This is a genomic window from Roseibium sp. LAB1 (genome assembly GCF_054658235.1).
Map to the genome: position 1 here is coordinate 146,752 of NZ_BAAGIB010000002.1, position 22,256 is coordinate 169,007.

Sequence of the window (22,256 nt, forward strand, 5' to 3'; positions counted from 1 at the left end):
CGTCAGGCACACACTTCAGGACACTCAAGATGGATATTTCCTTCCAGCTCTATTCCGCACGCGACTTCACCCCGTGGGACGGCGTTCTCAAGCGGCTGTCCGAACTCGGCTATACCCAGGTTGAAGGCTTCGGCGGCAACTACGAGATCCCGGCAGCCTTCCGCGACATGCTCGATGCCTACGGCCTCAAGATGCCGTCCGGCCACTTCTTTCCAATGGAACAGTTCGAGGACGATCTCGCCAAGGTGATCGACACCGCCAGGACCCTGGGCATGGAACGGATCTTCGTTCCCGCCGTACCGCCCGAGCAGCGCATTCCGGACGCGGCCATGTGGCAGTCGATCGCCGAACGCCTGGAAACCATCGGGCAAAAGATCCGCGACGCCGGCCTGCGCTTCGGCTGGCACAATCACGACTTCGAATTCAAGGTCTGTGCCGATGGCCGTCTGCCGATGGACATCCTGATGGAGGCAGCCCCGTCCATCGAATGGGAAGCCGATATCGCCTGGATCGTGCGCGGCAACCAGGACCCGCTCGACTGGATCGAGAAATATGCCAGCCGCATCACGACAGCCCATGTGAAGGACATTGCGCCCGAGGGCGAATGTACGGAGGAAGATGGCTGGGCGGATGTCGGCCAGGGAACCATGGACTGGAAAGGGATCATGAAAGCGCTCAGGGGTGCCGGGGTCGATCTTTTCGTGATGGAACACGACAAGCCTTCGGACTTTGACCGTTTCGCAACCCGCTCCATCGAAGCCTTCCGCACCTATTGAGGTAACCCCATGAGCAAGACACTTGGTATCGGCATCCTCGGATGCGGAAACATTTCGGCCGCCTATATGCGCCTTTCTCCGCTCTTCAAGGGCATCGAGGTGCGCGCCTGTGCGGATATCAACGAAGCGGCGGCGAAAGCGCGCGCGGAGGAGTTCGGCCTGAGAGCCGAAACCGTCGACGGCCTTCTGGCAGCAAGCGATATCGACATTATCGTCAATCTGACGGTGCCGGCGGTCCACTACGAGGTCTCCAGGCGCGTTCTGGAAGCCGGCAAGCACGTCTATTCCGAAAAGCCGTTCGTGCTCAGCCTGGAAGAGGGCGAATCCCTTGCCGCGATCGCAAAGGAAAAAGGCCTCCGGGTCGGGTCGGCACCGGATACGTTTCTTGGAGGTGCGCACCAGCTCGCCCGGCACCTGATCGACAGCGACGCGATCGGCAAGGTGACCTCCGGCACCTGTTTCGTGCAAAGTCCGGGCATGGAGATGTGGCATCCGAACCCGGACTTCTTCTTCCAGCCAGGGGGCGGCCCTATCCTGGATCTCGGGCCCTACTACGTCTCCAACCTTGTGCAGCTCCTGGGTCCGGTGAAGCGCGTTTGTGCCATCAGCTCTTCCGGGTCCGAGTACCGCACCATCACCTCGCAGCCACGCTACGGCGACAAGATCAAGGTGGAAACACCAACGACGATCCACGCCGTGATGCAGTTCCACTCCGGGGCCCAGATCACCTATTGCGCGAGCTGGGACGTCTGGCAGCACGGTCATTCCAACATGGAGCTTTACGGCCGCGAAGGCACGCTCCATGTGCCGGATCCAAATTTCTTCGGCGGCGAAGTGCGCATGACCGACAAGGGTAGCTTCGTGACGTTGTCGGAGGCCTGGCAGCATCCTTTCTCCAAGGCGAACGACCGCGGACATGCCAATTACCGGACGGCAGGTCTGGCGGATATGGCCCTCGGCATCCTGGAAAACCGGCCACACCGTTGCTCTTTGGAATTTGCTCTGCATGTTGTCGATGTGATGACGTCGATTCTCGCCTCCGGCGAGAGTGGAACGTTCATTGACATCAAAACCACCTGCGAGCGTCCGGAAGCCCTGGACCCGCAGGCGGCAAAGGGCCTTTTAGTTTAACGGGAAAACATATGACCTGGACAGCAGCGGATACGCGCTACGACACCATGGAATACCGCCGATGCGGGAAATCCGGCCTGAAATTGCCGGTGATCTCGCTCGGCCTCTGGCACAATTTCGGTGATGACACACCGCTCGACAGGAAACGGGAAATCGCCCGGACCGCTTTCGATCTCGGCATCACCCATTTCGATCTTGCCAACAACTATGGGCCGAAGCCGGGATCGGCGGAGACCGCTTTCGGTGAGCTTCTGCGGACCGATTTCGCACCTTACCGGGATGAAATGATCATTTCGTCCAAGGCAGGCTACGAAATGTGGCCCGGACCTTACGGCGAATGGGGAAGCCGAAAATACCTGATCGCCTCCTGCGACCAGTCGCTGAAGCGGATGGGGCTCGACTATGTCGATATCTTCTATTCGCACCGCTTCGACCCGGACACACCGCTGGAAGAGACCATGATGGCCCTCGACCACATCGTGCGGTCCGGCCGGGCGCTCTATGTCGGCATCTCGTCGTATAATTCCCAGCGGACACGGGAAGCGGCTGCCATCCTGAAGGACCTGGGCACACCGTGCCTGATCCATCAGCCGAGCTATTCCATGATCAATCGGTGGGTCGAGGAAGACGGTCTTCTGGACACGCTCGATGACCTCGGCATCGGCTCCATTGCCTTTTCGCCGCTGGCTCAGGGCATGCTGACCAGCAAATATCTGAAAGGCATTCCGGAAGACAGCCGGGCGAACCAGGGCAAATCGCTGAAGACCCAGTTCCTGAGCGAGGAGAACCTGGCCACCATCCGTGCGCTGAACGACATCGCCGGGAACCGCGGCCAGACCCTGGCCCAGATGGCTCTTGCCTGGGTGCTGCGCAAGGGCCGGGTCACGACGGCCCTGATCGGCGCGAGCCGGGGCAGCCAGGTGGCGGATTGTGTCGGAGCGGTTGCCAATCTCCAGTTCTCCGAGGACGAGCTGAAGCTTATCGAGGAAACCACCCGCGAGGCGGACGTCAACCTTTGGGCGGCCTCGGCGGAACGGAAAGGACCCAGCCGGAAATGATCCGCAATCCCATCCTGCCGGGGTTCAACCCGGACCCTTCGATCTGCCGGGCGGGCGATGAGTACTTCATCGCCACCTCGACCTTCGAGTGGTATCCGGGCGTCCAGATCCACCGCTCAAAAGACCTGGTCAACTGGGATCTGGCCTGCCGGCCCCTGAGCCGGGCGAGCCAGCTCGACATGCGCGGGAATCCGGACAGCGGCGGCATCTGGGCACCGTGCCTTTCCTATGCGGACGGGCGGTTCTGGCTGGTCTATACCGACGTCAAACGGCTGGATGGGAATTTCAAGGACGCTCACAACTACATCGTCACGGCCCCTTCCATCGAGGGGCCGTGGAGCGACCCGATCTATGTCAGTTCGCACGGGTTCGACCCGTCGCTGTTTCATGACGATGACGGTCGCAAATGGTTCCTGGTGCTGCAATGGAACCACATATCCAATTCCGTTGGCGGGCACCCGCGCCATCCGGCCTTTGACGGCATCTTGCTGCAGGAATGGTCCGAAACCGAAGGCCTGAAAGGCGAGATCCGGAAGATCTTCTCCGGAAGCCCGCATGGTCTGACGGAAGGTCCGCATCTTCATAAACGCGGCGGCTGGTACTACCTGACGGTCGCAGAAGGCGGTACCGGTTATGACCATGCCGTCACCATGGCCCGGTCCCGGTCGATCGAAGGGCCTTACGAGCTTCACCCGCAGACCCATCTCATTACCGCCAAGGACACACCGGACGCACCGCTGCAGCGGGCCGGTCACGGCCAGATCGTCGAGACGCCGGACGGCGGGGTCTATCACACGCATCTGTGTTCCCGGCCGCTACCCGGACGGTTTTCGCCTCTCGGGCGGGAAACCGCGATCCAGAAGTGCGAATGGCGGGACGACGGCTGGCTTTACCTGGAAGACGGCAGCACGGTTCCGAAAGTTGATGTGCCGGGCCTGACTGCGGCAGCCCCCCGTTCACCTCAACGGGTGGACCGCACCTTCACGAGCGAAAGCTTGCCACCGGAATTCCAGTGGCTGCGCACGCCCTATCCTGAGCGGCTGTTTTCGCTGACGGGCACGGCCCTGCGGCTGACGGGACGGGAAAGCATCGGCAGCTGGTATGAGCAGTCGCTCGTGGCCCGGCGCCAGGAACACCTCAGCTACCGCGTGGAAACCACCCTCACCGACTTCGCGCCGACGACCTATCAGCAGGCCGCCGGATTGACGACCTACTACAACCGGCACAAGTTTCACTTTCTTGCTGTCAGCTGGACGGAAAAGCTCGGCCGCTGCCTGACGATTCTCTCCTGCCCCGGCGACTGGCCGGACGGGCGCATGTCGTTTCCAGCAGATCCGGTCGCGCTTGCCGACGGGCCGGTGGAACTTGCTGTCAACGTCGACGGTGCCGGCCAGCAGTTCTTCTGGCGTCAAGAGGGCCGCGACTGGACACCCTTCGGGCCGGATCTCGATGCCAGCGTGATTTCGGACGAAGGCGGGCGCGGTGAACATGGATCCTTTACCGGCGCTTTTGTCGGCATGTTGGCCTTCGACATAACCGGACAAGGCAAGACTGCCGATTTCAGCAGATTTTCATATGCACCGGAAGGCACGTGAGTTCACACCCTAAGGAGATATTCATGGCTGGACTGATCAAGGGGCCCGCGATTTTCCTGGCCCAGTTTGCCGGAGACGACGCTCCGTTCAACTCGCTACCCGCAATCGCCAAATGGGCTGCGGATCTCGGTTACAAGGGCATTCAGATCCCGACCTTCGACAGTCGCCTGTTCGATCTCGACAAGGCCGCCGAAAGCGAAGCCTATTGCGACGAGGTCAAAGGCATCTGCGCGGACGCTGGCGTCGAGATCACCGAGCTTTCGACACATCTTCAGGGTCAGCTCGTGGCGGTTCACCCGGCCTATGACCTGGCCTTTGACGGTTTTGCGCCGCCACAGGTTCACGGCGACCCGAAGGCCCGGCAGGAATGGGCGGTCGACCAGATGAAAAAGGCGGCCATTGCCAGCAAACGACTTGGACTGACGGCCTCCGTAAGCTTCACCGGGTCGCTGGCGTTTCCTTATCTCTACCCCTGGCCGCAACGCCCCGCAGGCCTTATCGAGGAAGCGTTCAGGGAGCTGGCGGCCCGCTGGAAACCGATCCTCGATGTCTATGACGAGAACGGCGTTGATGTCGGCTATGAAATCCATCCGGGCGAGGATGTCTTCGACGGCGCCACCTTCGAAATGTTCCTGGAGGCGCTCGGCGGTCACAAGCGCTGCCAGATCAACTACGATCCGTCGCATTTCCTGCTGCAGCAGCTCGACTATCTGGCGTTCATCGACATCTATCACGAGCGCATCTGCGCCTATCACGTGAAGGATGCCGAGTTCAATCCGGACGGCCGCCAGGGCGTTTATTCCGGTTATCAGGGCTGGGTCAACCGCGCCGGCCGGTTCCGGTCTCTGGGGGATGGCCAGGTCGATTTTTCCGGTATCTTCTCCAAGCTTGCGCAATACGACTATGACAGCTGGGCCGTGCTCGAATGGGAATGCTGCCTGAAGTCGCCGGAGCAGGGTGCTGCCGAAGGCGCGCCCTTCATCGAGCACCACATCATCGAAGTCACCGACAAGGCCTTTGACGATTTCGCCGGCGGTGAGACCGACCAGGAGCAGATACGGAAGATGCTGGGGCTGAGCTAGGGGCGGCGTACCTCGCGCACTCCTGTTTCGCACCAGACATCGTTCTTCGGCAAAGCTGAATGAAATGCGTTGATGTCACCCCGGGCCACCGAAGGGAGACCCGGGGCCCACTCGTTGCCAAAGAATCGGTTTGGTGCGCAGGCTTTGCAGAAATTCGACCGCTTCGGCAGGCGGCGCTGAGAGTGGTTCCCGGATCTGCGCTGCGCTTGTCCGGAGTGACGCCGTTGGGTAGGGCTGCCGTTCTCGTTCACCGCGGTTACTCGTCAACGAAACGGCAAACTCTCTCCAGTTTTGGCGCCCCAACTTCCCACCAACCTCATCCTGAGGAGCCGCTTTAGCGGCATCTCGAAGGATGGGCCGCTTGCTCGGGATATGCCGCCCATGCTTCGAGACGGACCTGACGGTCCTCCTCAGCATGAGGGTTTCTTTAGAAGCTTGGTCTCACAGCAGCAGGTGCGAGACCGAGGGTGCGTAGAGGGCGTCAACGGCAGCGGCTGTCGCGCCAAGGGCCACTGCCGTTGCCCCGGAGGTACCGAGACGGATCCTGTCTTCTTCCGGAGAGCCATCGAGACGGCGGGGAAGCGGCGCGGCACTGTCAAGAAGTGCCTGGAGGAAATCAGGTCGAATGATGCCACCAAGAATAAGCGCTTCCGGGTCGAGCATCATCTCAACCATGTTGATCATCTGGCGCATGAGCGGTGCGACATCGGCGATCCAGCCGAGGACGGCGGGATCCTGCTCGGCAAACAGGACTTCAATCCTTGCGACAGACCCGGGATCTGTCGGCTCCAGCCCCAGCCTTTCGCACAGCGCATTCAGCGACAAATACCGTTCCAGACAGCCGGAGTTGCCGCAGGTGCAGGCGGGGCCTTTCGGGTCGATCACCACATGGCCGATTTCACCGGCGTTTTTCGTTGCTCCCGAATAGAGCGCACCATTCAGGACGAAGCCGGCGCCAAGACCCATGCCGAACTGGATGAAGGCGAAGCTGTTGAAACTCCGGCCAATTCCATAGACGTGCTCACCAAGGGCTGCGGCCGAAGCATCGTTCTGCAGAACCACCGGCAGTCCGACAGCCGACTGGAGCTGTGTGAGATTTTCCGGCGAGCCGAAGTCCGAAAAGGTGGTGGCATCGGTTCTGTTCGAGGTCTGAGCTCCGGTCTCGAAAGGGCCGGGAGCGGCAAGGCCGACACCGAACAGACGCTTGGCCATGCCGGGATGTGTGGCGCGAAAGTCTTCCGCCATCGACAGGATCCGGCTGTTGGCTGCCTCGGGCGTGGCGGCAGCCATGGAGGTGGCCGACTGCCACACGATGCTGCCCAGCAGATCGCAGGCGATCGCCGTCACCGACAGCCGGTCGACATGAAATCCGAGACTGTAGGCATGATCGGGTTTGAGCTGCACCGTCATGCCCGGATGGCCACGGCCCCTGGCCTTCTGGGCGTGCATCTCGACAATGCCGCGGCTTTCCAGCTCGCCGACGATGTTCTGCACCGTCTGGCGGGAAAGCGACGTGATTTCAGATATTTCCGTGCGACCGATCGGGCCGCGTGTGCGGATGACTTCCAGCACCACACGGTGATTATGCGTTTTGGCCCGGGTCAGGTTTGTGCCGCTGGTGCGGAAGGAAGCAGGGATCGGTGCACTGTCGTTCATGGTGCCAATAGACCAGAATTTATTTTTTCTATCAATTTGACAAAATAAAAAATCCGAACATAGGATGCTTCGCCTACACAAAAACCGGAGGGCGAGATGAACACGTTTGGAAAGATGATTTTGGGGTCCGCCTTCGCGACCCTGGCCATGACCACGACAGCACTGGCCGACACCAGACTGAATGCACTTTTCATGAGCCAGGCGGCTTACAGCGAAGACGACATCAAGTCGATGACGGCCAAGTTCGAGGAAGCAAATCCCGGCGTCACGGTTGCGCTCGAATTCGTTCCCTATGAAGCCCTGCACGACAAGATCATTGCAGCGGCAGGCGCGGGCGATGACGGCTATGACGTTGTCCTGTTCGACGTGATCTGGCCGGCCGAATTCGCCACCCGCGGCTTCCTGCAGGATGTCACCGACCGCATCCCGGCCGACTACACCGACAAGGTGTTCGACGGGGCCTGGACGACCGTCGAATATGACGGCAAGCGCTACGGCATGCCCTGGATCCTCGACACGAAATACCTCTTCTACAATGCCGACATGCTGGCCGAAGCCGGCATTTCCGCACCGCCCAAGACCTGGGCCGAACTGGCGGACCAGGCCAGGCAGATCAAGGACAAGGGCATTGTCGAATATCCGCTGGTCTGGAGCTGGTCGCAATCGGAGGCGATGATCTGCGATTTCACCACGCTGACCGCCGCCAACGACGGCGCCTTCTTCGACGAAGGCCAGCCGGCCTTTGCCGCTGGCGGCGCCAAGGATGCTGTCACCTTCATGAAGGCGACCCTGGACGAAGGCCTTACCAATCCGTCCTCGCGCGAATATTTTGAAGAGGATGTCCGCCGGGTGTTCTCCAACGGCGAAGCGGCTTTCGCGCTCAACTGGACCTACATGAACGCCCTGGCCAACGATCCGAAGGAAAGCAAGGTCGCAGGCAAGGTGAAGGTTGCTCCGGCACCGGGTGTCGAAGGCAAGTCCACGGCGTCCAGCGTCAACGGGTCCATGGGGCTCGGCATTCCGTCCAACAGCCCGCATGCGGACGAAGCCTGGGCCTATATCTCCTTCCTCACCCAGAAGGACGTTCAGGACAATTATGCCAAGCTCAGCCTGCCGATCTGGAAGGCGTCCTATTCCGAACCGAAGGTAATGGACGGCCAGGAAGACCTGATCGCGGCAGCGAAAGAGTCCATCGCAGTCATGTATCCGCGTCCGCTGGTGCCGTCCTACACGGAAGTCTCCGACATCCTCCAGAAGAACATCCACCAGGTCCTGCTCGGTCAGGCAAGCGTGGACGAAGCGCTGGAAGCTGCTGCCGACCGCGTCAAGCGCATCCGCTAAGCTGCGATTGACGGGAGACTGACCATGCTTGGCCGACGCCAGAAACGCGAAAAATGGATCCTTCTGGCGCCGGCCCTTGCCGTGCTTGCGCTGATCACGCTGATACCGCTGGCCAATACGCTTTGGCTGAGCTTCACCGACACGCGCATCTCCGCACTTCCCGAGCCGGTGCATTTCATCGGCCTGGACAACTACGTCTACGCGCTCACTGATCCCGACTTTCAGGAAGCCCTTTTCAGGACACTTTATTTCACCATCGTCTCGGTGGGTCTGGAAGGCGTTCTCGGTGTCGCCGTTGCCGTGCTGCTCAACCAGGAATTTCGCGGCCGGACTTTGCTGCGGGCGCTGATCATCCTGCCCTGGGCAGTTCCGACCATCGTCAACGCCGTTGCGTGGCGGTTGATCTATCATCCCGATTATGGCGCGCTGAACTCCCTGCTATTCCAGCTGGGCCTCATTTCCGATTACCGCAGCTGGATCGGCGATCCGGCAATCGCCATGAACATGGTCATCCTGGCCGATGTCTGGAAGAACTTTCCGCTGGTAGCCTATGTGGCGCTGGCCGCTCTGCAGACCGTGCCCGGAGATCTGAGCAAGGCGGCAGCCATCGAGGGCGCAGGCCCCTGGAAACGCTTCTGCTCGATCACCCTGCCCTGGATCGCGGGACCCTTGATGGTGGTCATGGTGCTGCGAACCATCGAGGCCTTCCGCGTCTTCGACATCATCTACGTGATGACCGGTGGCGGCCCTGCCGACAGTACCAAGACCGCGAGCTTCTACGTCTACCAGGAATATTTCAATTACCTGAGAAGCGGCAGTGGCGCGTCCTATGCGGTGCTCGTCGCCGGGATCAGTGCCGTCCTGATCGTCTTCTATTATTCCGCGTCCAGACGGCAGACAGCGGGAGGCGCGGCATGAAACGCTCGCTTGTTCAATCCATCCTGCTTTATGGCTGCGCCCTGCTGCTGGCAGCTTTCACGGCCGGACCGCTGCTCTGGCTCGCCGTCATGAGCATCAGCGCTCCGACAGACCTGACCGAAGTGCCGCTGCGCTGGATCCCGTCGCAACTGGACTTCAGCCGCTATGCCAACCTTTTGAGCCTGGAGGGCGGCAACGGCGAACGCTTCCTGAGCGCGCTTCGCAACTCGATCCTGACAGCCGGCGGGGCAACGGCGATCGCGCTTTTTCTGGCCATTCCGGCCGCTTATGCCTTTTCCCGGAGGCAGGCGTCGATGGTGTTGCTGTTCGCCTTCCTGGCAACCATCATGATGCCGCCGATCACCTATGTGCTGCCGCTCTATTCGACTTTCAGCAGCCTTGGCATGCTGAACCACACGGTGACGCTGATCATCGTCTACACGGCGATGCTGCTGCCCTTCGCGACCTGGCTGATGAAGGCCAATATCGACGTTCTGCCGGTGGAAGTGGAACAGGCTGCCTTCATGGAAGGCGCCGGCACCGCCTACACGATCCGGCAGGTGGTGCTGCCGCTGGCCCTGCCAGCCATTGCCGCCACCGCGATGCTGTCCTTCCTGGTTGCCTGGGACGAGTTCTTCTACGCCCTGATCTTCACCAACGATCTCAGCGCGAAGACCCTGCCGGTGGCGATCGCGGATTTCTCGGCCGGACGTGTCACCGATTACGGCGTCATCGCTTCGGTCGGCGTCCTGGCAACTCTGCCGCCCGCCATCCTCGCCATCGCCTTCCAGAAATTCATCGTCTCCGGACTGGTCGCCGGATCCGTCAAGGGCTGACCTGAGCAGGAGACCGACAAGGAATGAACGCCGCAATGCTGCAAGACCCCATCCTCCAAATCAGCCGCCTTCAGAAGAGATACGGGGACGTGAATGTCCTCAAGGACATCGATATCTCCATGGCGCCCGGTGAGTTTCTCGTTCTGGTCGGGCCGTCCGGCTGCGGGAAATCGACGCTTCTGAGCTGCATTTCCGGACTGACCGACATTTCCTCCGGCACAATCCAAATTGCCGGCAAGGACCGCACCAACGACGAACCGGCCGACCGGGACATCGCCATGGTGTTCCAGTCCTATGCGCTGTTTCCCAACATGAGCGTTGAACGCAATATCGGCTTCGGCCTCGAAGTCCGGAAGGTGGCCGAACCGGACAAGAAACGGAAGGTGGCCAAGGTCGCGGACCTTCTGAAGATCGAGCACCTGCTGCACCGTCGTCCGGCGGAACTTTCCGGCGGACAGCGCCAGCGCGTTGCCATGGGCCGGGCCCTTGTGCGCGAACCGAAGCTGTTCCTCTTCGATGAACCACTGTCCAATCTCGATGCCAAGCTGCGCGTGACCATGCGCACCGAGATCAAGCGCATCCACCAGACGACAGGCGCGTCCATCGTCTACGTCACCCATGACCAGATCGAAGCCATGACGCTGGCCAGCCGGATCGTGGTGATGAAAGACGGCGTGGTCCAACAGATCGGCACGCCGCAGGAAATCTACAACAAACCGGTGAATGCCTTTGTCGCCGACTTCATGGGCGCACCGTCCATGAACCTGATGACAGGCACGGCAACTCGCGAAGGCGATCATGTCCGGCTGCAGATCCCGACACCGGAAGGACCGCCGCTGGAACTGTTCGACCATGGCCCGGGACCGGAAACCCTGTTATCTGGTGACACGGCAGAGCTCACCATCGGTCTGCGTCCGGAGGCAATGACGGATCTCGGCCTGCGCGCCGGCGGTATCGATGGCCGCACTCTCCAGAGCGCCGAGTGTCTTCTGGATGTTGTCGAACCTGCTGGGGCCGATACCTATGCCATCGTTCAACTTGGAGGGACGGAAGCCGTTGCCCGGCTGTCCGCGGATGCGCCGGTCACCGCCGGTCAGCGCGTGCCGATCGCCTTCGACCTTTCCAAGATTTCCTATTTCGACATTGCATCGGGTAACCGCCTATGAGCATTCAGCGAGGCCTTGCCGCCGACATCGGCGGCACCAACACCCGCTTGGCACTGGTCGAGAACGGCCGCGTTCTGGAAAACACCATCGCGCGCTTCCGCAACGCGGACTTCGAAACGCCCGAAGCGGCCATCGGCACTTATCTGTCGGAGGCAGGGCGGCCGGTCTGCGCGTCCGCCGTCATCGCGATTGCTGCGCCCATAGACGGTCCCGCGATCCGCATGACCAACCATCCCTGGACGTTCAGTGCCGACTGCATCGGCAAGGTTCTGGGCGGAGCGAACATTACCTTCCTCAACGATTTCGAGGCGCTTGCCTACTCGCTGGACACGGTCCCTGCGGAGAGGCTTCAGCCCGTCTATGAACCGAGCCTGAAACTGCGCAGCAACGCCACGCGCCTCGTCGTCGGCGCGGGAACCGGCTTCAATGCCGCCGCGCTGTTTCAGACACCCGCCGGCCTTCATGTGGGTACGGGTGAGTGCGGCCACTCCACGCTGCCGGTCGAAACCGAAGACGAACTGCGGCTCTGGAACTACCTGGCGCTCAACCGGGGACGCGCCTCGGTCGAACGGGCCCTGTCGGGCAGCGGCCTCAAGGAAATCCACGAGTGGTATTGCCTGGAGCAGGGCTTGTCGCCGCGCAACCTCTCGCCTGCCGAGATTGCTGAGTTCGCAAATTCCGGCTCCGATCCGCTTTGCGTTTCCGCCGCCCGGCAATGGGTGACGTTTCTCGGCCGGGTCATTGGCGACCTGTCACTGGTGTTCCTGTCCCTCGGCGGCATTGTGCTAACGGGCGGTGTCTCCCGGAGCCTGGCGAAGTATCTGGCGGAGCCGGAATTCATCAACGCCTTTTGCGCGAAGGGCCGTCAGCAGAAGCTGGTTAGCGGCATTCCGGTTCATCTGCTTGATGACGATTTCGCCGCGCTGGCGGGGTGTGCGTCGCGGATGTAGACACCAGCGACGGTGCCCGGTCAGGACTTCAACCCAAGTTCCTCGATCACCGTCTGAACCGCCAGCCGGAACACTTGTTCCTCTGCGCCCGGCTGGGTGTCCGGACGGGTCATCAGCCCGACCGGCCCCTTGGTCATGTCGGTGTCGAACGGCAGGCGGACCAGGTGGCCGTCAGCGGTTTCGTTCTGGACCACACCGGACGAAATGATCCAGACCGCGTCGGTTCGGCGGGTATAGACCCGGCCGAAAGCACCTGAGACGGTTTCGATCTTGTTCGGGATCTCGCCGACCCCGTTGGCAATCATGAAGCGCTCGACCAGAGGCCGGATCGCCGCGCCTTCCGGCGGATAGAGCACCGGCCAGTCGATGATGCGCTTGAGGTCGGGGTTTTCGAGTAGCGGATGACCGGTCCGGACGATCACGTCGACCCGCTCCGAATAAAGCTGGGTGAAGGAAACACCTTCCATGGAAACCGGCCTGCCGAGCCGGCCGATCACCAGGTCGAGTTCACCCATCTTCAGCCGTTCGATCAGATAGCCGTGCGGGCCGTCCATGATCTGGACCATGACATGAGGTGCCAGTTCGGAAAATTCCTTGATGACCGGGGGCATGAAGCTGGCCGCAACACTCGGCAAAACGCCGACTTTCAAGGTCGCGCGGGCATGTTCGCCTTCCTTCTCGACCCCGTCGAGGCCTTGCTGCAGGCTCGCCAGCGAGATTTGCGCGAAATGCAGAAACACCTTGCCTTGTTTGGTCAGCGCGATGCCGGCCCGATTTCGCGTCATCAGGCTGGCACCGATGATGTCTTCCAGTTCCTTGAGCGTTTTGGAGATCGCCGGCTGGGTCAGGTTCAGCTTGTCGGCGGCCAGTTTCAGACTGCGTTCCTGCGCAATCTCGACGAAGCACTGGATGTGACGGAACTTGATGCGTCGGTCGATCATTTAGTTTCTCATTTTGGCAAGAAAGAAGCTGAATATCTCATTTTACTTCCCGATTTCGATCATTCAATATCAATTCAACAAGGGAGGACCGGATGCGAACTCAGGTTGTTATTGTCGGCGGTGGCCCGTCCGGCCTGCTGCTCGGGCAGCTTCTTCATCTGAAGGGCATCGAGACCATCATTCTCGAACGCAAGACTCGCGAATATGTGCTTGGCCGCATCAGGGCCGGCATTCTGGAAACGGGCCTCGTCAACATGATGCGCGAGGCCGGTGTGGCCGAGCGGATGGACAAGGAATGCTTCGTCCATGACGGCACCTGCATCTCGTACGAAAACGAGATGTTCGATATCAACTTCCAGAAACTGATCGGCCAGAATGTCGTCGTCTACGGCCAGACGGAAGTTACGCGCGATCTGTATGATGCCCGCGATGCGGTTGGCGGGCAGACGATTTTCGAGGTCGAGGGGGTCGAGATCCGCGATGCGGACACTGACGCGCCCTATGTCACCTTCACAGTTGACGGCAGCGCGCGGCGGATAGACTGCGATTTTGTGGCCGGTTGCGACGGGTTTCACGGCGTCAGCCGCAAGACCATTCCCGACACCGTGCGCAAGGACTACGAGAAGGTGTTTCCCTTCGGCTGGCTGGGTGTTCTTTCCGAGACACCGCCGGTTCACGAGGAACTCATCTATGCCAACTCCACACGCGGCTTCGCGCTTTGCTCGATGCGCAACGAGAACCTGTCGCGCTACTATGTCCAGTGCAATGTCAACGACGACATCTTCGAATGGACCGACGAGAAGTTCTGGGACGAGCTGAAACGCCGGGTGCCGGAAGCAATTGCCGACAAGCTGGTGACGGGACCCTCCATCGAGAAGTCCATCGCCCCGCTGCGGTCCTTCGTGTGCGAGCCCATGCGCTGGGGTCGCCTGTTCCTGTGCGGCGATGCCGCCCATATCGTGCCGCCAACGGGCGCCAAGGGTCTCAACACCGCCGCCTCCGATGTGCATTATCTCTATGAGGGTCTGGTGCACTACTATCAGGACAAGGACAGCCAAGGTATCGATACCTATTCGCAAAAGGCCCTGGCCCGGATCTGGAAAGCGGAGCGTTTCAGCTGGGCAACCACCAACATGCTGCACCGGTTCCCGGACCAGTCCGACTTCGATCTGAAAATGCAGCGGGCGGAAATCGAGTCGCTGCATCACAATGAAACCGCGCAGAAGTGGTTTGCGCAGAACTATGTGGGACTGCCCTACTGATGAAGATCGTGCGTTTGCCTGCCGCCGATATTCACTGGCGCGAAGATGGCGACCCGGACGGCATGCCTGTCGTCTTCGCCAATTCGCTCGGCACGGAATTGCGGCTCTGGGACAAGGTCGTCGACCTTTTGCCGGAAAGTGGTCTGCGGCTGATCCGTTTCGACAAGCGCGGCCACGGGCTGTCCTCCTGCCCTGAGAGCCCCTATTCGATGGACGATCTCGTTCAAGACACGGAACAGCTGCTCGATCACCTTCAGATCGGCACCTGTGTCTTTGTCGGGCTTTCCATCGGCGGCATGATCGGTCAGCTTCTGGCACACAGGCAGCCGGAACGCATCAAGGGACTGGTTCTGTCCAACACCGGTGCCAAAATGGGCGAAGCCGCCATGTGGCAGGACCGGATTGCCCGGATCCGTGCGGACGGCATCGAAAGCCTCGCCGATGCCATTCTGGAACGCTGGTTTTCGGAAGATTTCCGTCAGACCGCCGAATGTCTGGCCTGGCGTCACATGCTGGTTCGCACCCCGACGGAGGGTTACATCGGCTGCTGCGAGGCAATTGCGGGCGCGGATCTGACGGACAGCACGTCCGGGCTTCGACTGCCCGTGCTTGGTATCGGAGGCAGCGAGGATCTCGCGAGCCCACCCGCCATGGTACGCGGCACGGCGGGACTTGTCGCCGGCAGCCGCTACGTTGAAATTTCCGGTGCGGGCCATTTGCCCTGCGTCGAAAAGCCGGATGTCTTTGCCGGCCATCTCATGACTTTCCTGAAGGAGGACCTCCATGTCTGAGCGTTTTGAAACCGGCATGAAGGTCAGGCGGTCGGTGCTTGGCGATGAACACGTCGACCGGGCGGAAGCCGCCAAGACGCCATTCGACGAACCGTTCCAGACCCTGATCACCGAGGGTGCCTGGGGCACGGTGTGGGCGTCGGAAGGCATCAGTCCGCGGGAGCGTTCGATGCTGACGCTCGCCCTTCTGGCGGCACTCGGCAATTTCGAGGAGATTGCCATGCATATCCGGGCAACGGCCCGCACCGGTGCCAGCAAGCAGGACGTGCTCGAGGCGTTTCAGCATGTGGCGGTCTATGCCGGCGTGCCGCGTGCCAACCAGGCGCTCAAGATCGCCAAGGAAACCTACGCCGAAATGGAACGCAGCGGCCAGAAGCTGACCGCGACAGGCGGTTAACGGAGGAAAATCGATGTTGAAACCCGGACCATTCTATCAGCGGGACCGCGAGTGGCATCCGCCTGCGCATACGCCGGACTACAAGACCAGCGTGTCACGCTCGCCGCAATATTCGATGATCAGCCTGGAAAACAACGTCAGCGAGATCACCGGACCGACCTTCGGCCACAACGACATCGACCCGCTCGACAAGGATCTGATCTACAATTACGCCAAGTCGGGTGAAAGCGCGATTGGCGAGCGGATCATCCTGCATGGCCGGGTTCTGGATGAAAACGCAAAGCCGATTCCGAACACCCTGGTAGAGATCTGGCAGGCCAACGCGGGCGGGCGCTACCGGCACAAGAAGGACACCTATCTTGCGCCTATCGACCCGAATTTCGGCGGTTGCGGCCGCACTCTTACCGACGAGAACGGCTATTACTATTTCCGCACGGTGAAACCGGGCGCCTACCCCTGGCGCAACTGGGTGAACAACTGGCGGCCGGCGCATATTCACATGTCGATCTTCGGCACCGCCTTCTGCCAGCGCCTGATCACCCAATGCTACTTCGAGGGTGATCCGCTGATCGCAAAATGCCCGATCGTGAACACCATTCCCGATCCGTCCGCGATTGAGCAGCTTGTCGCCAAGCTCGATCTCAACGCCACTATTCCGCTCGACACGATCGCCTACAAGTTCGACATCGTCCTGCGCGGACGCCGTTCGACCCTGTTCGAAAACCGGCCGGAGGGGAACTGATCATGACGCAGCAACTCGATTACCTGAAGGAAACGCCTTCCCAGACGGCCGGACCTTACGTTCACATCGGCCTCGCTCCCGGCGCCGCCGGTTTCGACATCTACCGGCAGGAGCTGGGCTGGGACATTGCCGGTCCCAACGCCAAGGGTGAACGCATCCGCGTCGAGGGTGTCGTCATCGACGGCATGGGCTCGCCGATCAAGGACGTGATGCTTGAAACCTGGCAGGCCAATAGCGAGGGCATTTACGCCCATCCTGAACATGCCGGCGACGTGGAAGACGGATTTCGCGGCTGGGGCCGGGTCATCACCGATTTCGACACCGGCGAATGGGGGTTCGATACGGTCAAGCCAGGCCGGGTGAAGCTGCCGGACGGCAAGGTTTCCGCTCCCCATATCAGCCTCTGGATCGTCGCACGCGGCATCAATGTCGGCCTTCAGACACGCCTTTACTTCGAGGACGAGACCGAAGCCAACGCCGCCGATCCGGTCATCAACCTGATCGAGTGGGAAAAGCGCCGCCAGACCCTGATCGCCCGGAAGACCGAGCGTGACGGCAAGACGGTCTACCGTTTCGAGGTCAAGCTGCAAGGCCCGGATGAAACGGTGTTCTTCGATATTTGATGCGCGCCTAACTCGCCCCTCATCCTGAGGAGCTTGGCCAAACCAAGCGTCTCGAAGGTTGGGCGGCGCACTCAGAGTATGCGGCCCATCCTTCGAGACAGCGCTGAAGCGCTTCCTCAGGATGAGGGAAAGTTAAACAACTGTCGCAGAGCTCCTTGCTCGAACGGCGCCAGCGAAACCGGAACGGCGTGAAACATGTCCAAGCCCTGCATCATCTGCGTCGCGATTACCGGATCGCTGCCGAAGAAGGAAAACAATCCGGCGGTGCCGATCAGCGTGTCGGAACAGGTGGAAAGCACGCAGGCTGCCTTCGAGGCCGGTGCGACCATCGTCCACGCTCATGTTCGCAACGATGATGAAACGTCGTCCTCGGATCCGGAGAAATTCGCGCGGCTCAAGGAAGGGCTGGAAAAACACTGCCCCGGCATGATCATCCAGTTTTCAACAGGGGGCCGTTCGGGCGCCGGCAGGGAACGGGGTGGCATGATTGCCCTGAAGCCCGACATGGCGTCGCTCTCGGTCGGCTCCAACAATTTTCCGACCCGGGTCTATGAGAACCCGCCGGATCTGGTCGACTGGCTCGCCAGCGAGATGCGCGCCCATCATGTCAAACCGGAGATCGAGGCGTTCGACCTGAGCCACATTCACCAGGCGGCCGCCATGAACCGGGACGGGCGTATCCCCGGCAAGCTCTATGTGCAGTTCGTCATGGGCGTGAAAAACGCCATGCCGGTCGACCGGGATGTTTTCGACTATTACATCAAGACGGTGGAACGGTTGGCACCGGACGCAGAATGGTGCGCCGCCGGGATCGGACAGCATCAATTCACCCTCAACGAGTGGTGCATTTCCTCGGGCGATCATACCCGCACTGGCCTGGAGGACAACATCCGCCTTGGCCGGGACACGCTTGCCCCTTCCAATGCGGCGCTTGTGAAACGCGCGGCGGAACTTTGCGAGACATACGAGCGCCCCGTCGCCAGCTGGCAGCAGGCGCGCGAGATCCTGGGTCTGCCGCTGAAGGCGGCTTGACCCGCCTTTCCACTTGGCTCTCAATAAGGGCCCATCCAGAGACCCTGCCGAGCCATGCCTCTTTCTCTCTTTTCCAGCCAGATCCACGCCTCCCTCTTTGCCGACGGTGAACTGACCAAGCTTCTCGCTGATGGCAGCGATGTCGCGCATATGATCGCTTTCGAGCGCGCCCTTGCCATCGTACAGGGGCGCCTGGAGATCATTCCGGCGCAGGCCGCGCGGGAGATATCAGAGAAGCTCGCCGACGTTCACATTGAGCCTGCAAGCCTGGCGGCCGGAACAAGATCCGCCGGTGTGCCCGTTCCAGCGCTTGTGGCGGAACTGCGCAAGCAGCTCAGCGCCGAAGCCGGGGCCTGGCTGCACTGGGGCGCAACCAGTCAGGATGTGATTGACACGGCGCTGGTCCTTCAGGCGAAAGTCGCGCTCGAGATTCTCGGTGCGCGACTGGAAAAACTGATCGATACGCTGGAACGGCAGAGCAAGCGCCACGAGAACCAGCTCATGGCGGGGCGTACGCGCAGCCAGGTTTCGACACCAATCACCCTCGGCTACCGGATCGCGCAATGGGCCCATCCGCTGATAGACACGGAAAATGCCCTGCCCGCACTCCGGTCCGCCGTACTACGCGTCCAGTTCGGCGGCGCGTCGGGCATAAACAGCGCAATCGCTCCGGACGGAACCGCAGTCTCGGCGGCGCTCGCACTGGAACTCGGCCTTGAGGACAGCCCGTCGTGGCACGTCAACCGGACGTCCATTCTGGCGCTTGCGGGCTGGCTGCAACAGATTACCTCCGCCCTTGCGAAGATGGCTGGAGACCTGGCGCTTTCAGGGCGTACGGACATTGCCGAGCTTGCCAGCGGAACGGGTGGCGGATCCTCGACCATGCCGCAAAAGGCCAACCCTGTGCAGGCCGAGACCATCCAGGTGCTCAACAGCATTGCCATTGCTGCACAGGCCGGACTTGCCGCCGCAGCCAGCCCGCTGGAGGAACGCGACGGAACAGCCTGGCCTCTGGAATGGCATTTCCTGCCGCAAATTCTGCTGGCTGCGGGCGCTGCGCTGGTTCACGCAGAAGATCTTGCCACCAGCCTTCAGGCGAATGAAACCAATCTGGCTGCTACGCTAGCCGCAAACCCGGAAATCATGGCCGAAACCGCCAGTTTCGTCCTCGCCCGAAATGGCGTCTCCCGCACTGATGCGAAGGATCTCGTCGCAGCAGCGGCAAAAGACCAGGCCCCCTTTGCCGAAGCCCTTGCAAGGATCGCCCCTGTCAGCCTCGACTGGCAGAAGGAACTGGACCCGCAACAGGTCGTCGCACCGGCAAGGGACATGTCGGCGCGGATCTTTCAGACCCGCCGCAGTGGCTGAAAGGGGCCACGCCTAGCCAGCCACATCCGCATTGCCGATCACGAAATCCACGAAATGGCGGATCTTGGGATCCTGCAGACGCCTGTGTGGATAGAGGCAACCGAAGATGGTAGGCGGGGGCGGCGTGTCCTTGAGAATCTCCACGAGGCGGCCGCTTTCCAGATGCTGGGCAACGTCGAACCTGGGCTTGTTGACAATGCCATGTCCCGACAAGGCCCAGTCAGTGAGGACATCGCCATGGTCGGCATCCATCTTGCCGGACACCTGAAGCTTGCGCGGTCCGGCAGGCGTCTGAAGGACCCAGTAATACTCCGGTGATCGCGGGTAGCGCAGCAGCAGGCAATTGTGCTCGTCGCTCAGGAGATCGTCCGGGGTTCGGGGCGTACCGTGCTTTTCCAGATACTCCGGCGCAGCGCAGAGCACCCGGGGACAATCGGAGATCTTGCGGAGTTTCAGGTTGGAATCCTGCGGGGTGCCGATGAAAAAGGCGACATCCAGACCGTCGGACAGAATGTCGACCTTGCGATCCGACAGGCGCATATGCACTTCCGTTGCGGGGAACTTCTCGACGAAGCGAGGCACCAGCGGCGCGATGATGCGGCGGCCGGCGCCGAGTGGCGCCGTGACCCGGATCACCCCGCGCGGGGTGTCGGAAAAGCTGGCGACGGCAGCCTCCGCATCCTCGATCGATTCCAGGGCTTTCACCGCATAATCGTAGAACACCTTGCCCACCTCGGTCGGTGTCAGGGATCTTGTGGTGCGGTTGAAGAGACGCACGCCGAGATGCTTTTCCAGCTCCTTGATGCGCTTGCTTGCGACCGCCGGCGTCAGGCGCAAGTCGCGCCCACCGGAAGTAATGCTGCCCAGCTCGACCACGCGGGTGAAGACGCGCAGGGATTCCAGATAGGACATGGCCTCTTCCCTCGGATTTGAATTCTCGTGCGATTACAGACTTCTGGTTCCGGTAACCGACTTTCGTCGCATTTCGTGAGCCACAGTATCGCACGGCTATTTTCAATGATCTGTTGAAAGAATTTCCGGAATCACCGGATTTTTTGCAAGTGTCCCGAGGCGTACCGTCCTTGGCTGAGAGAAGATTTTGCCCGAGGACGCGATGACCTACCGCACAGAAATCCGGTTTCTGCTGAACGGCGCCGACGTGACTGTCACGGATGTGCCTGCCGACAAGACCCTGCTCGACTACCTGCGTCTGGAGCGCCGACTGACAGGCTCGAAGGAAGGCTGCGCGGAAGGCGACTGCGGGGCCTGCACGGTGCTGGTTGGCCGGCTTGCCGGTGACGGTCTGAAATACGAGACCGTCAATGCCTGCATCCGCTTCCTCGCCTCGCTCGACGGTTGCCACGTGGTCACCATCGAACATTTGCGCGGGCAAAACGGTGGTCTGCATCCGATCCAGCAGGCGATGGTCGATTTCCACGGCAGCCAGTGCGGCTTCTGCACACCGGGTTTCGTCATGTCGCTCTATGCGCTGTGGATGGGCAATCCCGAACCGACCGAAACCGAAGTCGAGAGCGCGATCCAGGGCAATCTCTGCCGCTGCACCGGCTATCAGCCGATCATTGCCGCCGCCATGGCAGCCAACAGATATGGCTCACCTGCACAGGATTTCCTGGAAACGGAACGGGCAACAATCGCCAAACGGCTGACGGAGCTATCCGACGGCCGCCGTGTCATTACCGGCCCGGAGCATAACCGTGCCATCCTGCCGGCGGACGTCGTCGACTTTGCAGCCATCCTGGAAGACTTTCCTCAGGCGACCATTGTCGCGGGCTCGACCGACGTCGGTCTCTGGGTCACCAAGTTCATGCGCCCCATCGGCCCGGCCGTCTTCATCAGCCACCTTCAGGAACTGAAGTCGGTCACCTTGAGCGACACCGCGCTGGAGATCGGCGCCGGGGTCACCTACTCGGAAGCGCAGGAAACGATCTGCGAGACCTTCCCGCATCTGAAAAGCTACTGGGACCGGATCGCCGGCCAACAGGTGCGCAACATGGGCACGATCGGCGGCAACATCGCCAACGGTTCGCCCATCGGTGATACGCCACCGGTTCTGATCGCACTCGGAGCGCAGATCGTCCTGCGCAAGGGGGCAAGTCAGCGCAGCCTGCCGCTGGAGCAGTTCTTCATCGAATACGGCAAGCAGGACCGTACTCCGTCGGAGTTCGTGGAAAGCATTCTGATCCCGCGCGCCCGCCCCGGCCAGCTTCATGCCGCCTACAAGATTTCCAAGCGCCGGGACGAGGATATCTCGTCTGTCGCCGCCGGTTTCTGCGTGACCGTTTCCGAAGGCCGCATCACCGATTGCCGTCTCGCATTCGGCGGCATGGCCGGGACACCGAAGCGTGCTGCCAAGGCGGAAGCCGCGCTGCGGGGCCAACCCTGGGGCGAGGCCGCATTCCTGGCTGCCGGTCAGGCGCTGCAGGCGGACTTCACACCGCTGTCCGACTGGCGCGCATCCGCCGAATACCGGGCGATTGCCGCGCGCAACCTGCTGCAGCGCTTTTTCCTGACCCATGACGACCGGAGCGAAGCGCCGGCCGACCTGCTGTCTGCTTGAGTTTGAGGCGAAC

General features: G+C 61.2%; 21 protein-coding genes. 18 read left to right on the forward strand and 3 right to left on the reverse strand.

Annotated elements, in window-relative coordinates; translation table 11 throughout:
* Nucleotides 1–29: 29 nt before the first annotated feature.
* Genes ACYQ54_RS10695 through ACYQ54_RS10715 form a run of 5 tightly spaced genes read left to right on the forward strand, consistent with a single transcriptional unit; the run spans nucleotide 30 to nucleotide 5,642 of the window.
* Nucleotides 30–776: a sugar phosphate isomerase/epimerase family protein gene (locus ACYQ54_RS10695; protein WP_460081970.1), complete on the forward strand. Its 747-nt coding sequence runs from the start codon at nucleotides 30–32 to the stop codon at nucleotides 774–776.
* 9 nt (nucleotides 777–785) lie between these two features.
* Nucleotides 786–1,907 carry a Gfo/Idh/MocA family protein gene (locus ACYQ54_RS10700; RefSeq protein ID WP_460081972.1) on the forward strand — a complete coding sequence of 374 codons (1,122 nt, stop codon included), beginning with the start codon at nucleotides 786–788 and terminating at the stop codon, nucleotides 1,905–1,907.
* Nucleotides 1,908–1,918: 11 nt separating this feature from the next.
* Nucleotides 1,919–2,965, forward strand: coding sequence for an L-glyceraldehyde 3-phosphate reductase (gene mgrA, locus ACYQ54_RS10705; RefSeq protein ID WP_460081974.1), 1,047 nt, complete (start codon nucleotides 1,919–1,921; stop codon nucleotides 2,963–2,965).
* Nucleotides 2,962–4,560, forward strand: coding sequence for a glycoside hydrolase family 43 protein (locus ACYQ54_RS10710; RefSeq protein WP_460081976.1), 1,599 nt, complete (start codon nucleotides 2,962–2,964; stop codon nucleotides 4,558–4,560). The genes mgrA and ACYQ54_RS10710 overlap by 4 nt, the downstream gene beginning before the upstream one ends.
* A gap of 23 nt (nucleotides 4,561–4,583) precedes the next feature.
* Nucleotides 4,584–5,642: a sugar phosphate isomerase/epimerase family protein gene (locus tag ACYQ54_RS10715; protein WP_460081978.1), complete on the forward strand. Its 1,059-nt coding sequence runs from the start codon at nucleotides 4,584–4,586 to the stop codon at nucleotides 5,640–5,642.
* A gap of 441 nt (nucleotides 5,643–6,083) precedes the next feature.
* Here the strand turns inward: ACYQ54_RS10715 and ACYQ54_RS10720 are convergent, their stop codons facing one another.
* Nucleotides 6,084–7,298 (reverse strand): ROK family transcriptional regulator, encoded by a 1,215-nt coding sequence (locus ACYQ54_RS10720; protein WP_460081980.1) that lies wholly within the window; start codon nucleotides 7,296–7,298, stop codon nucleotides 6,084–6,086.
* A gap of 96 nt (nucleotides 7,299–7,394) precedes the next feature.
* On the opposite strand from ACYQ54_RS10720, the gene ACYQ54_RS10725 reads away from it, so the two are divergent.
* From ACYQ54_RS10725 to ACYQ54_RS10745, 5 genes are read left to right on the forward strand one after another with little or no spacing between them, the layout of a single operon-like run.
* Nucleotides 7,395–8,639, forward strand: coding sequence for an extracellular solute-binding protein (locus tag ACYQ54_RS10725; protein WP_460081982.1), 1,245 nt, complete (start codon nucleotides 7,395–7,397; stop codon nucleotides 8,637–8,639).
* Between the two features lie 24 nt (nucleotides 8,640–8,663).
* Nucleotides 8,664–9,557 carry a carbohydrate ABC transporter permease gene (locus tag ACYQ54_RS10730; protein WP_460081983.1) on the forward strand — a complete coding sequence of 298 codons (894 nt, stop codon included), beginning with the start codon at nucleotides 8,664–8,666 and terminating at the stop codon, nucleotides 9,555–9,557.
* Nucleotides 9,554–10,393 (forward strand): carbohydrate ABC transporter permease, encoded by an 840-nt coding sequence (locus ACYQ54_RS10735; RefSeq protein WP_460081985.1) that lies wholly within the window; start codon nucleotides 9,554–9,556, stop codon nucleotides 10,391–10,393. Before ACYQ54_RS10730 ends, ACYQ54_RS10735 begins: the two co-directional genes overlap by 4 nt.
* A gap of 23 nt (nucleotides 10,394–10,416) precedes the next feature.
* The gene (locus tag ACYQ54_RS10740; protein ID WP_460081987.1) at nucleotides 10,417–11,559 is read left to right on the forward strand and encodes an ABC transporter ATP-binding protein; all 1,143 of its coding nucleotides are present in this window, start codon (nucleotides 10,417–10,419) and stop codon (nucleotides 11,557–11,559) included.
* On the forward strand, nucleotides 11,556–12,509 hold the full coding sequence (locus ACYQ54_RS10745) for a glucokinase (RefSeq protein WP_460081988.1): 954 nt from the start codon (nucleotides 11,556–11,558) through the stop codon (nucleotides 12,507–12,509). The genes ACYQ54_RS10740 and ACYQ54_RS10745 overlap by 4 nt, the downstream gene beginning before the upstream one ends.
* Nucleotides 12,510–12,529: 20 nt before the next feature.
* On the opposite strand, the gene pcaQ is transcribed toward ACYQ54_RS10745, so the two are convergent.
* A complete protein-coding gene (pcaQ, locus tag ACYQ54_RS10750) occupies nucleotides 12,530–13,450 on the reverse strand; it encodes a pca operon transcription factor PcaQ (protein ID WP_460081990.1) in 921 nt (306 codons plus the stop codon).
* Nucleotides 13,451–13,542: 92 nt separating this feature from the next.
* Here pcaQ and pobA point away from each other — a divergent pair, with 92 nt between their 5' ends.
* The 7 genes from pobA to ACYQ54_RS10785 all read left to right on the forward strand — a co-directional run bounded on the left by pobA (nucleotide 13,543) and on the right by ACYQ54_RS10785 (nucleotide 19,665).
* Nucleotides 13,543–14,712 carry a 4-hydroxybenzoate 3-monooxygenase gene (gene pobA, locus ACYQ54_RS10755; protein ID WP_460081992.1) on the forward strand — a complete coding sequence of 390 codons (1,170 nt, stop codon included), beginning with the start codon at nucleotides 13,543–13,545 and terminating at the stop codon, nucleotides 14,710–14,712.
* A complete protein-coding gene (gene pcaD / locus ACYQ54_RS10760) occupies nucleotides 14,712–15,503 on the forward strand; it encodes a 3-oxoadipate enol-lactonase (protein WP_460081994.1) in 792 nt (263 codons plus the stop codon). The genes pobA and pcaD overlap by 1 nt, the downstream gene beginning before the upstream one ends.
* Nucleotides 15,496–15,900, forward strand: coding sequence for a 4-carboxymuconolactone decarboxylase (pcaC, locus tag ACYQ54_RS10765; protein ID WP_460081996.1), 405 nt, complete (start codon nucleotides 15,496–15,498; stop codon nucleotides 15,898–15,900). Before pcaD ends, pcaC begins: the two co-directional genes overlap by 8 nt.
* A gap of 13 nt (nucleotides 15,901–15,913) precedes the next feature.
* On the forward strand, nucleotides 15,914–16,642 hold the full coding sequence (pcaH, locus tag ACYQ54_RS10770) for a protocatechuate 3,4-dioxygenase subunit beta (protein WP_460081998.1): 729 nt from the start codon (nucleotides 15,914–15,916) through the stop codon (nucleotides 16,640–16,642).
* A 2-nt stretch (nucleotides 16,643–16,644) separates the two neighbouring features.
* Complete coding sequence (pcaG, locus tag ACYQ54_RS10775) at nucleotides 16,645–17,265, forward strand: protocatechuate 3,4-dioxygenase subunit alpha (RefSeq protein ID WP_460082000.1); 621 nt, start codon at nucleotides 16,645–16,647, stop codon at nucleotides 17,263–17,265.
* 195 nt (nucleotides 17,266–17,460) lie between these two features.
* On the forward strand, nucleotides 17,461–18,297 hold the full coding sequence (locus ACYQ54_RS10780; protein ID WP_460082003.1) for a beta-keto acid cleavage family enzyme: 837 nt from the start codon (nucleotides 17,461–17,463) through the stop codon (nucleotides 18,295–18,297).
* A 54-nt stretch (nucleotides 18,298–18,351) separates the two neighbouring features.
* On the forward strand, nucleotides 18,352–19,665 hold the full coding sequence (locus tag ACYQ54_RS10785; RefSeq protein WP_460082004.1) for a lyase family protein: 1,314 nt from the start codon (nucleotides 18,352–18,354) through the stop codon (nucleotides 19,663–19,665).
* Between the two features lie 12 nt (nucleotides 19,666–19,677).
* Here the strand turns inward: ACYQ54_RS10785 and ACYQ54_RS10790 are convergent, their stop codons facing one another.
* A complete protein-coding gene (locus tag ACYQ54_RS10790; RefSeq protein ID WP_460082006.1) occupies nucleotides 19,678–20,577 on the reverse strand; it encodes a LysR family transcriptional regulator in 900 nt (299 codons plus the stop codon).
* Between the two features lie 202 nt (nucleotides 20,578–20,779).
* Between ACYQ54_RS10790 and xdhA the strand changes: the two genes are divergently transcribed.
* Nucleotides 20,780–22,243, forward strand: a complete 1,464-nt coding sequence (gene xdhA, locus ACYQ54_RS10795; RefSeq protein ID WP_460082007.1) for a xanthine dehydrogenase small subunit — start codon at nucleotides 20,780–20,782, stop codon at nucleotides 22,241–22,243.
* Nucleotides 22,244–22,256 lie beyond the last annotated feature (13 nt).